The sequence below is a fragment of the Providencia sp. JUb39 genome (assembly GCF_012272845.1).
GTDB classification, from domain to species: Bacteria; Pseudomonadota; Gammaproteobacteria; order Enterobacterales; family Enterobacteriaceae; genus Providencia; species Providencia lanzhouensis.
In genome coordinates this window covers 1,354,482-1,366,640 of record NZ_JAAWXD020000001.1, presented here as the reverse complement: position 1 = coordinate 1,366,640, position 12,159 = coordinate 1,354,482, and the positions used below count along the sequence as shown (strand labels likewise).

At 43.7% G+C, this 12,159-nt stretch carries 11 protein-coding genes; 3 read left to right on the top strand and 8 right to left on the bottom strand.

All coding sequences use genetic code 11. The features are described 5' to 3' along the window. Positions 1-4 precede the first annotated feature (4 nt). Positions 5-727 carry a leucyl/phenylalanyl-tRNA--protein transferase gene (gene aat / locus HFU86_RS06120; RefSeq protein WP_187128905.1) on the top strand — a complete coding sequence of 241 codons (723 nt, stop codon included), beginning with the start codon at positions 5-7 and terminating at the stop codon, positions 725-727. A gap of 139 nt (positions 728-866) precedes the next feature. Then, entirely contained in the window at positions 867-1,085 is a 219-nt protein-coding gene (gene infA / locus HFU86_RS06115; protein WP_004244560.1) for a translation initiation factor IF-1, read from the top strand. A 67-nt stretch (positions 1,086-1,152) separates the two neighbouring features. On the opposite strand, the gene clpA is transcribed toward infA, so the two are convergent. Both clpA and clpS read right to left on the bottom strand, forming a co-directional pair. Then, positions 1,153-3,438 carry an ATP-dependent Clp protease ATP-binding subunit ClpA gene (gene clpA, locus HFU86_RS06110; protein WP_036951845.1) on the bottom strand — a complete coding sequence of 762 codons (2,286 nt, stop codon included), beginning with the start codon at positions 3,436-3,438 and terminating at the stop codon, positions 1,153-1,155. A 31-nt stretch (positions 3,439-3,469) separates the two neighbouring features. Further along, positions 3,470-3,790, bottom strand: coding sequence for an ATP-dependent Clp protease adapter ClpS (gene clpS, locus HFU86_RS06105; protein ID WP_036951847.1), 321 nt, complete (start codon positions 3,788-3,790; stop codon positions 3,470-3,472). Positions 3,791-4,199: 409 nt separating this feature from the next. Here clpS and cspD point away from each other — a divergent pair, with 409 nt between their 5' ends. Beyond that, positions 4,200-4,433, top strand: a complete 234-nt coding sequence (gene cspD / locus HFU86_RS06100; RefSeq protein ID WP_036951850.1) for a cold shock domain-containing protein CspD — start codon at positions 4,200-4,202, stop codon at positions 4,431-4,433. A gap of 102 nt (positions 4,434-4,535) precedes the next feature. Here the strand turns inward: cspD and HFU86_RS06095 are convergent, their stop codons facing one another. The 6 genes from HFU86_RS06095 to macA form a co-directional block, all read right to left on the bottom strand. Continuing rightward, positions 4,536-5,471: a DUF1177 domain-containing protein gene (locus tag HFU86_RS06095; protein WP_108478965.1), complete on the bottom strand. Its 936-nt coding sequence runs from the start codon at positions 5,469-5,471 to the stop codon at positions 4,536-4,538. 222 nt (positions 5,472-5,693) lie between these two features. After that, positions 5,694-6,440: an IclR family transcriptional regulator gene (locus tag HFU86_RS06090; RefSeq protein ID WP_036983690.1), complete on the bottom strand. Its 747-nt coding sequence runs from the start codon at positions 6,438-6,440 to the stop codon at positions 5,694-5,696. Beyond that, a complete protein-coding gene (locus HFU86_RS06085) occupies positions 6,437-7,270 on the bottom strand; it encodes a nitrilase-related carbon-nitrogen hydrolase (RefSeq protein ID WP_132494439.1) in 834 nt (277 codons plus the stop codon). Before HFU86_RS06085 ends, HFU86_RS06090 begins: the two co-directional genes overlap by 4 nt. Before the next feature lie 10 nt (positions 7,271-7,280). Then, on the bottom strand, positions 7,281-8,627 hold the full coding sequence (locus HFU86_RS06080) for a purine-cytosine permease family protein (RefSeq protein ID WP_108478966.1): 1,347 nt from the start codon (positions 8,625-8,627) through the stop codon (positions 7,281-7,283). Between the two features lie 464 nt (positions 8,628-9,091). Then, positions 9,092-11,035 carry a macrolide ABC transporter ATP-binding protein/permease MacB gene (gene macB, locus HFU86_RS06075; protein WP_132495122.1) on the bottom strand — a complete coding sequence of 648 codons (1,944 nt, stop codon included), beginning with the start codon at positions 11,033-11,035 and terminating at the stop codon, positions 9,092-9,094. A 2-nt stretch (positions 11,036-11,037) separates the two neighbouring features. Further along, entirely contained in the window at positions 11,038-12,147 is a 1,110-nt protein-coding gene (macA, locus tag HFU86_RS06070) for a macrolide transporter subunit MacA (protein ID WP_036951860.1), read from the bottom strand. Positions 12,148-12,159 lie beyond the last annotated feature (12 nt).

Here is a 12,159-nt window from a genome sequence, read left to right as displayed (position 1 = left end):
CACCATGTACCAATTGGACGATGATTCATACCTGTTCCCGCCCGTGTCTGAAGCGATGCGGGAACCTAATGGGTTACTGGCGATCGGCGGTGATTTATCATCTCGGCGCTTACAAGCGGCTTACTATGATGGCATTTTCCCGTGGTTTAACCCCGGTGAAGTCCCATTGTGGTGGTCCCCTGATCCGCGAGCAGTCTTGAAAGTGGGCGACCTGCATATCAGCCGTTCCATGGTTAAGACATTAAAAAAATCCCCTTATCGCATTACCATAAATCATGCATTCAAAGAGGTGATAGAGGCTTGTGCTGTACGCAAGGAAGGCACGTGGATCCTACCCTCAGTGCAAGCCGGCTATCTCGCACTACACCAAGAGGGACACGCCCACTCTATTGAGGCGTGGCATGATGATCAGCTGGTGGGTGGCTTGTATGGCGTGAACATGGGACACCTGTTTTGTGGGGAGTCAATGTTCAGTAGAATGAATGATGCGTCCAAATGTGCTTTTATTACATTCTATTTTCATTTTTTGCGCTATAATGGGCAACTTTTTGATTGTCAGGTACTTAACCACCACACCGCTTCACTTGGCGCGACGGAGATCTCCCGCAGGGATTTTCTGCATATTCTTTATCGGTGGCGTGACCTGCGGATTGACCCAGCATGCTGGTTACCACAGTCAATTGATTTACCTCAATCATTTGAAAAATCACCACTTTTTAAGCGATAAAAAGTGGCAACACAGTAATTTTATCCCCAACTATTTTAAAGAAAGATCGCTTTAAAATGCGACACTTCTTTACTTAGTGTGGGTTTTTGGGCATTATCTTGCCCGTAAAAAATCACGGTTATTAGACTTAGAGGATTAGATGGCCAAAGAAGATAATATTGAAATGCAGGGAACGGTTTTGGATACCCTGCCAAATACAATGTTCCGCGTTGAACTGGAAAACGGTCACGTCGTGACTGCGCACATCTCTGGTAAAATGCGTAAAAACTACATCCGCATTCTGACAGGCGACAAGGTAACTGTAGAGTTAACTCCTTACGACCTGAGCAAAGGCCGCATCATTTTCCGTAGCCGCTGATTTTCGATTTTCAGGCAAGGCCTGACAAGACCACAGGTGCCTAAGACACCTGTGGTACTAGTTATTGTCATATTACAGCATCCTCTGGAGAGGCCTTGTGTACGCTACTGAAGCTGTATGTCAGTGTGTGACTCTTTTCATCAAGCCCGATACTCACCGAGCCGCCATTCGTTAACGAACCAAATAACAGTTCATTTGCTAATGGTTTCTTCAGGTTATCCTGAATGACACGCGCCATAGGTCGGGCCCCCATTGCTTTGTCATACCCTTTCTCACACAACCAACGACGAGCTGCCTGGCTTACCTCAATCGAGACACCCTTCTCATCCAACTGAGCTTGCAGCTCAACAATGAATTTATCAACCACTTGCGTGATGATATCCATCGACAGCGCATTAAACCAAATAATGCCATCAAGACGGTTACGGAATTCTGGTGAAAATGCCTTTTTAATTTCAGACATCGCATCCGTACTATTATCTTGCTCTGCAAAGCCTATCGAACGGCGCTGAGTTTCTTGTACCCCTGCGTTGGTAGTCATTACCACAATCACATTACGGAAATCTGCTTTACGCCCGTTATTATCCGTCAGCGTACCGTGATCCATGACTTGCAGAAGAATGTTAAACACATCTGGATGCGCTTTTTCAATTTCGTCCAATAACACGACGGAATGTGGATGCTTAATGACAGCATCGGTCAGCAAACCACCTTGATCAAAACCAACATATCCCGGAGGAGCACCAATCAGCCGGCTAACCGTATGGCGTTCCATATATTCGGACATATCAAAGCGTAGCAGTTTCACATCCAATGCTTTTGCCAGCTGCACGGTGACTTCCGTTTTACCCACACCAGTTGGTCCTGCAAACAAGAATGAGCCAACAGGTTTATGTTCTAACCCTAAGCCTGCGCGATTCATTTTAATCGCCTCAGACAGCGCCTCAATCGCTTTATCTTGTCCAAAGACTAACATCTTCAGGCGTGAGTCTAAGGTTCTCAAACGATCTTTATCGCTAGAGGAAACCGTTTTTTCTGGAATACGCGCAATACGCGCCACCACAGTTTCGATTTCAGGTACACCGATAGTTTTCTTGCGCTTGCTTGGCGCCACTAAACGGGTTCTAGCTCCCGCTTCATCGATAACATCAATCGCTTTATCCGGCAGATGGCGATCGGTAATGTATTTCACCGATAAATCCACCGCCGCCTGAATAGCTTTCGCGGTGTAGCGCACATCATGGTGAGACTCATATTTCGGTTTCAATCCATTAATGATACGCACGGTTTCTTCAGGGGTAGGTTCCACAATATCAATTTTTTGGAAACGTCGAGCCAGCGCTCTATCTTTCTCAAAGATATTGCTGAATTCTTGATAGGTAGTAGAGCCAATCACCCGGATACGCCCACTTGATAACAGCGGCTTAATCAAGTTTGCAGCGTCTACCTGTCCACCCGATGCCGCACCGGCACCGATAATCGTATGAATTTCATCGATAAACAGAATGCTTTTCGGGTCTTTTTCCAACATTTTCAGCAGCGCTTTAAAACGTTTTTCAAAATCACCGCGATATTTAGTACCTGCCAACAATGAGCCGATATCCAGTGAGTAAATTGTGCAATCTTTCATCACTTCAGGCACATCATTTTGCTCAATACGCCATGCTAAGCCCTCGGCGATCGCCGTTTTACCTACGCCGGATTCCCCAACCAATAATGGATTATTTTTACGGCGACGGCACAACACTTGAATGGTACGCTCTAATTCAGCCTGACGTCCTACCAGCGGGTCGATATTCCCTTTCTTAGCCTGTTGATTTAGATTGGTGGTGAAGTTATCCATATGGTCTTCTGAGACTGGTTGCTCTTCACTTGGCGGTGTATTGTTTGCGGCATCATCCTCCGATGAAGAAGAATCTTCACCTTTAATGGTACCGTGGGAAATATAATTAACGACATCAAGGCGGCTAACATCATGCTTACGTAATAAATAAGCCGCCTGGGATTCTTGTTCGCTAAAAATTGCCACTAGCACATTCGCACCAGTCACTTCGCTGCGTCCTGATGATTGAACATGAAAAACAGCACGTTGCAGTACGCGCTGGAAACTCAAAGTCGGTTGAGTGTCTCGTGTATCATTCTCAGGTAATAGCGGCGTAGTTTGGGCAATAAAATGTTCGAGCTCTTGTCTCAGGGCAACCAAGTCGACCTTGCAAGCCTCTAAAGCTTCACGCGCAGAGATATTGCTCAATAATGCCAGCAATAGGTGCTCCACAGTCATAAATTCATGGCGATTGTCTTTCGCTCTGGTAAAAGCAACATTTAGACTAAGCTCCAATTCTTGATTGAGCATAAGCACCTCCCAAAATTGATATTAAGACTCTTCAGACTTTCTCTATAGTACACAATAAAGGATATTCATGTTCCCTTGCAAAAGCATTGACTTGAGCGGCTTTTGTTTCTGCAACTTCAGCAGTATAGACACCGCAAATACCTTTACCTTGAAAATGTACATCTAACATTATCTGTGTAGCGCGTTCTTCATCAAAAGAAAAGTATTTTTGTAACACCTCAACAACAAAATCCATCGGAGTATAATCATCATTATTTAACAGTACTTTATACATCGATGGTGGTTGCAGCGTCTTTTCAACTTCATCTTTAAAAATTGTGTCAGTTTTAAATGTGCCCAGAAAATCACTCATTACTTTCGTGCTCAGTCGTGTTGCTCAGTGTGGAAATTCAATTTAAGCATAGCCTTTATTATCAATGATATCTATTCACTAAATAGCAATTCAATAAAGCTAAGCCATTAAAAATATTTTGTCTTCATTTTGGTACTGAATTCTCAATTTATCCCAGTGTACCATGGGCTGATAACTAACTTATAGCATCTAAATTTTGTGATGCACGTCAAAAAATTTAAAATTTCACGAAAAACGCTCATCGGATTATTTTCAGTTTATTCAAAAAGCCAAAATCCGACTCTTGACCAAATATCCCTATTCAATACAGTATGAAATGCGAGCGATTAACTTCGTATTTATACCTAGTTTGCATGTGTATTTTATGCATGTATATAAACAGTCAGTAGCAAACTTGAAGGACAGAAATATGAATACAGGTACGGTTAAGTGGTTCAATAATGCCAAAGGTTTTGGTTTTATTTGCCCAGAAGATGGCGGAGATGATGTATTTGCACATTATTCCACAATCCAGATGGATGGTTACCGGACACTCAAAGCGGGTCAAAAGGTCAGCTACACGCTTATGATTGATGGACCTAAAGGCGCGCATGCTACCGCCATTATCCCAATTATCGAAAGTGGTGAAGCGAAAACAGAATAAGCAGGGTAATAGAGCACAGTTAATTATTTTTAAGGGGTAAATAATTAACTGTGGCTATTCCAAATTAACGACGTTCTAAATTAAGACGGTCTGCAACAAATATTATTGTTCATCCGTTGCCTGCAAATGATGCATATCACCATACAATTCAGTTAATAACTGATATTGCTCTTCATCATAGAACGCGCATTGCCCTTCACCGAAAGCTTTTGCGACTTCAATCATAAATTTCACAGTCGCAGCAATGTCCACTTCATGGCTGGCTCCCGTTGAACAACCCGGCACAACAGTTTCAGTGCAAATAGCGACACCAACAACCGGAACCGTCGTTGAAACTGCTGGCTGCATAATACTATTGAGGTGATGAAGCCCATTGCCATAAGGCGTGATATCCTGAATAGATAGCGGGAAAGTCACTGCATTTTGTCCGCTACTCCACTCCATTAAACGCAATAGATCCTCAGAAACAGGTAGGATATACCCCGATTTAACCGTCGGTGATAGCGCATAACCCTTATGGTTAATTAAGCGATTTCCTTTGGTGGTATCCACCGATAAAATTGCATCAGCTTCAGGGATCCCTTCATGAAGATTCATCGTTGCGTCTTCAAGGGGGGAATCCATAAAATCGACGGGTGTATGCGGACGAGTTGGTGCATTTGGACAGATATGCGTTGTAATGATCACATCCCCTTGTAATGCATCTCCTCTTTGCTGCATTTCAGCCAATTTTAATCCCGTTGTGATGGCAGCAATTGCGCCATCCGCATCAGAAACAACCCCAATGCGCGAAGGCCTTGCTCCCAACCCACCTAAACGCCCGATGATCCCTAACGTTGGTGCATTCTTACCTTGGGACTTGCCTTGTAAACCCGGAATGGTGATTCTGACGAAATCGCTTTGGCCTTTTTGATCGACAACCGTCGTTGAAATGACTTGAACTGAGGGGAAATCCTGGAACAACTGAACAACATCATGCCCACTAACATTCGCACAATCGAGCAGCTCATAAACGCACAAAGTTTGCTTTAGAGTCATTGTACTTCCTTTAATTCTAATTATTTTTTTTAGAGTTTTAGAGTAAACGGGCACCAAAGGAGCACCCGCTTACTCTGAATACCCCTTAACTAAAGACAAAGGGTATATTTCCTGATGAAGGCGTATTCACGCACTTTGAATGGTATTTAATTATTATTTACTGCAACTACTCATTACTGAACTTTTACTGCTGATACTGCTTTATATCACAAGATTTTTTGACTACTTGGTACTACGCTCTAACCAATAAGGATCCCCAACCATACATCCTAGGTAAGAAGCCTTACGGTAAAGATCTTGGGACAACTGCACGATAATCTCATCGGTCATTTGCGACGCAGGGAGACTCAAACACAACGCATACAACGTATTTTGTGAAGGGTCATATACTGTACTGGATACAGAAGCGACACCGGCAACTGACTCATTGACTGAAAACTCCCAACCTCGTTCAGTGATCACGCTAATGCGCTCATTTAAACTAGCTCGAGACTCTTCAGGCTCTAAATTAATTAAGTTTATGCGCTCATTTATCGGCAAACGTGCTAATAATGCGCGCCCCGTTGATGTGCCGCCAATAGGTAAACGCGTTCCCGGCTGCGTAACCACTTGCAGCATGCTGTTACCAATTCGTGCATGAACAACACGGACTTTGTCTTCGTCTAACGCAGATACATAACTGGTAAACCCCGTATCTTTCGTCAAACTGTCTAATGCTTCTAACGCCATATCAATTAAATGGTTCATGCCACGAGCTCGGTGGGCAATCTCCATAATCAACAAACCTGGACGATAAATCGGCGCGTTATTTTTCTTTTCGAGTAACCCAAGTTCTGCCATCTGCTTTAACAGACGTGACGCGGAGCTTTTCGGCATCGATAATTCATTGACCAACGTGGTGACCGTTAGCTCATTACCTGAGCGTAAAAATAGGCGATACACGTCGACAACACTTGTTAAAATACTCATACCTGAGTTTCCTGCACTAGCAAGCCATAATCCAGAGGCTTTCTATCTCTTAGATAAGGCACATTTAAACGCGTATGTGCCTGAAGACGAAAATCAATCTCACCAACTAACAACTGTTCTTGTTCGCAAGATGCCTCACACAAAACTTGCCCACGCGGGCCCATAATTTTACTGCCACCAAATAGGTGTAAATCTTCTTCATGCCCCCAGCGATTGACCGCTAGAAGATGCGTGCCATTTTCTAAAGCACGACACGCTGTATTAATGTCCCACATATCGCGGTCTTGAATACACCAGGCAGAAGGCGCAATCAGTAACTCAGCGCCTTGCAAAGTGAGGATCCTCGCTACTTCAGGGAAGCCCATGTCGTAGCAAATCATCACACCAATTTTACCGATTGGCGTATCAAACACGGGGAAAGTATCCCCGTTTTTGAACCATTGCTTTTCAATACCAAACGCATGAACCTTACGAAATACACCGCTGATATTTTCACAGCCGGGATTCCATACGCCCACCGAGTTATATACTTCACCTAGTCGGCTACCGCGTTCGGCAAATCCCGCTACAATCGTGATATCTAAGCGGGAAGCCAATTGACTAAACATACGATATGTTTCGCTGCCGTCAAAATCGCTGAGATCCCATAATTGAGTAGATAATAAATCACCACGATAACCGGTTGTGGCTAACTCAGGGAAACAGATAAGTTTTGCCCCTTGCGATGCCGCTTGTTCGCACAATTGCGCCATGCGTTGCAAATTACCCGTCTTATTCCCTAGCTCAGAATCGAACTGAGCTAGCGCAACTTTAACTCGGTTATCAGTCATCCATTTGCCCTCAATCTAAATGAGAAACTTGGCGGAAGTGAGTACCTTTTTCGCCTCGGAATGCCGCTAATAAGCGCATACCAATCCAATAAGCCACCGCACCAACCAGCAAAGAGTTCAACGCTGGGACGCCAATATCTGCACCAAAAGGTCCTAGAGCAGAGGTTCCCCAACCAACAACGACCGCACAGCACCATGCCACTAAAGTTACTGGGTTATACGCTTCACAACGCGTTGGTAAAATGCCTTGTTCTCGGGTGATATCCAGCTCTTTTCTGTCACGTTTTAACAAGTAATAATCAACAACCATAATACCCGCGACAGGCGGAATCGAAATACCAAGATAAATTAAGAAACTAATAAAGTTATCTAAAATGCCTAACATGGAAGCCACAGTACCAAAAATACCAATAATCCATGTTAAATAACGGCGGTCAAAACGCTTATTGAAAATAGCGTTCAACAGTGTGGAGAAGCCGAGTGATGAAGAGTAGAGATTGATATCATTCATTTTAATTGTTGAGAAGATAACAATCGATGCACCTAGCAACCCAGTTAACGCCATCATCAAATCAAAAACTTGGCTTGTGCGTAATGCTAAAGCCATTAATACCGCTATCATGTTGACGAAAAGCTCGCCACAGAATGTACCAATCAACGTCATCCAGAACACATCTTTCGGCTTATGCATAAAGCGACTGATGTCTGGTGTTGTTACAGCAGAGATGATAAAACCACCCGCAACCATCGTAATTGCAGCTGGCATTGTCATTAAAGGCCCGGCAGGTTCAGTGGCATTAATTAATAAACTAATGTCCTGTCCCGATAATAAATTATAAGTTGCCCAACCTAGTGCGAATAAAAATAGCGGTGTTGAAATATTCGCGGTAATAGATAAAAAGCGATACCCATATACCGTAATAATTGTCACCGCAATGCCTGTAATAAGCGACCAGGTCCCTGGTGTTAGCACGTTAGTCGCTTTATACATACCATCCGCGAAGAAACCATTTTGGACACCGAACCAACCCATTAAGGAGATAGCAATGGCTCCTCCAATTAATGCCGATCCTAGTTTTCCAAAACCAGACCACCGAGACAGTAGACTGATTGACATTCCTTCACGGCAAGCTGCCGCTCCGAGCCCCCAACTGACGACCTGTAAAATTACAGAACCGAGCATTGTTGCCCAAAACGCCTGCCAAAACGTTAATCCATAACCAAGCGCTGCACCTAGCATTACTTGCGAAACGCAAGCGAGTGAACCGATACGGAGGATCAACACTTCATAAAACGGTCGACGAGCACTTTGCGGTACCCGCGCCAAAGAATAATCTTCACCTGCTTTATTTGCCATTTTTTATCCTGCTGTGTATGAGTCTTTACTTGTGATTTTTTGGCTTTTCGCTAAAGTTCCATTTAACGGAACTAGGTTTCATTTATTCTACAAGACGAATAATATCCACGATCGGTACTAAATCGCAAGTAGAATTTACCTTTTTGATAGCTTTTTTATTATCGGTTATTTAAATGGGAGGAGAAATAGGAGGGGGTAAAAACAAAATAAGCTGTAAATTAATAGGTTAAAAAACCCACATTTGATTAGAGAAATTTCACAAAATGAGTGTTCATCGATAGATAATTCTAATTTAGACACGCAAATATAGAGTAAATTATCTTTTCATTGCCGTTAATCTCACAAAATATTCGACCTAAACAGCCATTCACTAATTATTTTATCTAATAAATTGCCTTATTCGTGAGAAAAAAGTTGTAGAGATCCCCCCTCTACAACTTTTCAAATAACCACTGATGGGTAAATTACTCTCTTGCTAATGCATCAATCGGATTTAATCTCGCCGCATTTCTCGCAGGTAGGAAACCAAAAATAATCCCAATCGCCGTAGAACATGCAAATGCGCTGACAAGTGCAATTGGATCAAATGCAAATGTCCAGCCTGGCAGCGCCATTTGAGCAATCAAACTGACGCCATAAGATAAGCCAATTCCCATTAAGCCACCGATTAGACACACTAATACCGCTTCAATAAGAAATTGCTGCATCACATCCATCGTACGAGCACCAACCGCCATACGAATACCGATTTCACGGGTTCTTTCTGTGACAGACACCAACATAATATTCATCACACCAATCCCCCCAACCACAAGGGAAATGACAGCGACTAAAGTCAAAAAGAGCTGCATAGTTTGGGTGGTTTTTTCCGCTGTTTTGACCAAAGTATCAATATTATAGGTAAAGATATCCTTCTTACCGTGACGCAATGTCAGCAAACGGGTCAGTTGCTGCTCAGCGACTTTCGCATCAATACCATCCTTCACTCTAACCACAATGCTGTCATAGTAAGAACGGTTAATCAGCTTACTGTTAATTGTCGTGTCGGGTAAAAACACTTCTAGGCTTTTACTGGAACCAAAAATTGACTTTTGCTCTCCTAATACACCAATCACAGTGGCAGGCATATTTCCGATGAGCAATGTCTCTCCCACGACATTCTGTTTATTCGGAAAAAAGCGTCGTTTCGTATTACCGTCAATCACAACTACAGGCGCACGCCGATCAAGCATATCCTGAGTAAATCCCATCCCTTCAGCGAATTTATTACCATAAACTTGGAAATAACCTACCCCCACTCCTGCGACTCGAGCCACCGCATCTAAATTCCCTTTACGTAATCGAGCAGAGGTATCAATGGAGCCAGTCACCGACTGAACATAAGGCTGCTGAGCAATGGCAGAAATATCGGAGGCTTTCAACGCTTGGCGATTTTCTGGGTCATCGCTGCCAAAATCTTTTCCGGGATACACCGAAATTGTATTAGTACCAATCGATTTAATATCATTCAATACCATCCCTTTGGCCGCATCGCCAATTACCATGATGGATACCACTGAGGCAATACCAATCACAATTCCCAGCATAGTCAGCAAGGTGCGCATTTTATTCACTACCATCGCGCGCCACGCCATCAATAAAGCTTCACTGAATCGGCTAACCCATTGCCCTAATGGATTTTTCTTCATCGCGACTTTTGCCGGAAACTCAGCTTTCTGCGTTGCTAACACACCTGAATCATTGATGATTTCGCCATCTTTGATTTCAACGATCCGCTCTGCTTGTTGCGCGACTTTCGGGTCATGGGTAACGATGATCACCGTATGCCCTTGGGCACAAAGATCTTTTAAGATCTTCATGACCTCTTCCCCCGAATGGCTATCCAGCGCTCCTGTCGGCTCATCCGCCAAAATAACCTGTCCGCCATTCATCAGAGCGCGAGCAATACTGACTCTTTGTTGCTGCCCTCCCGACAATTGGCTTGGGCGATAATGAACTCGTTCACCTAAGCCTAAACGTTGGAGTAATTGCACCGCCCGTTCCTGTCGCTGAGACTTGCCTGCTCCGGCATAAATAGCGGGGATTTCAACATTTTGCTCAGCACTCAAATGGCTCAGTAAATGGTAACGCTGGAAGATAAAGCCAAAATGTTCACGTCGTAATTGTGCCAATTGGTCATTATCCAATGTCGCAATATTTTGACCTGCAACGAAATATTCCCCTGATGAGGGTTTATCCAAGCATCCCAAAATATTCATCAACGTCGATTTTCCCGACCCCGACGCACCGATAATCGCCACCATTTCACCGGCATTTATTTTCAACGAAACATCTTTGAGTACGGTGATCTCCTGCTCACCCGCAGGATAGCGCCGCGTAATATTATGCAGCTCCAGTAAAGTCGTCATCATTACAATTCCGTATCGCTGCTGCGACCGACGATGACCTTATCCCCTTCTTGCAACCCTTTAATCACTTCCACTGAAACATCGTTACGGCTGCCAATTTCAATGTTTCTCTTTTGCGGTATCCCATCATTCAAAACTTCCACTTCATAAACTTGCGGAGTGACTTCGTTTCCTAAAGCGAGCAAGGGAAGGAGCAGCACATTTTTATGGGATTCAAGCTCAATCACCACTTGTGCGGTCATTTGTAGCTTTAAAAGATGTTGAGGGTTTGGCACTTCAAAACGGGCATAGTAGAAAATCGCATCGTTAATTTTTTCAGGGGTCGGTAGGATATCTTTCAATTTTCCTGCGAATTTTTTATCCGGAGCGCCTAACACTGTAAAAGACGCACTTTGCCCTGGCTCAAGGTAGATAACATCGGCTTCGGAAACTTCTGCTTTGACCAACATCGTATCCAAATCAGCGAGCGTTAAAATCGTTGGTGCCTCTTGGGCGGCAATTACCGTTTGCCCTTGTAATGTTTTGATAAACGTTACAATACCATCCATTGGTGCTGTAATTTGGGTGTATTTCAGATTCGTTTTTGCGGTATCTAAAGAGGCGCGATTACGTTTAATCTGCGACTGATACGTGGCCACCTTCGCTTTATTCACTTCCACATCGGTTCTGGCTTTATCCAGCTCTTGCTGAGCCACCGCTTGTACTTTTGATAGGCTTAAATGGCGTTGATAAGTCACTTGTGCAAGCTTTAATTCAGCCTGAGCCAATGCCAAGTTGGATTCTAATTCATGAATAGTTTCTTGAGATTCAGTGACTTCGTTTTGCGCTTTTTGCGGATCAATAACGGCGAGTAAATCGCCTTTTTTAACGGTATCACCTTCCTTTACATACAATGTCTGCAGTTGGCCGCTAACCTGCGCCCCCACATCCACTTTACGTACAGCATCTAATTTACCCGTCGCCATAACCCGCTTATCGAGATCGCCACGAGTCACATCAACCGTTTGGTAGCTCTCTGGCTGCTGGTTACCAAGAAAAAACCATGCGGTAACCAGCGCCGCGAGTAGGACAAATATGCCATAAATCCATTTTTTTCTTGATGCTGCCTTCATTAACTCTGTTCC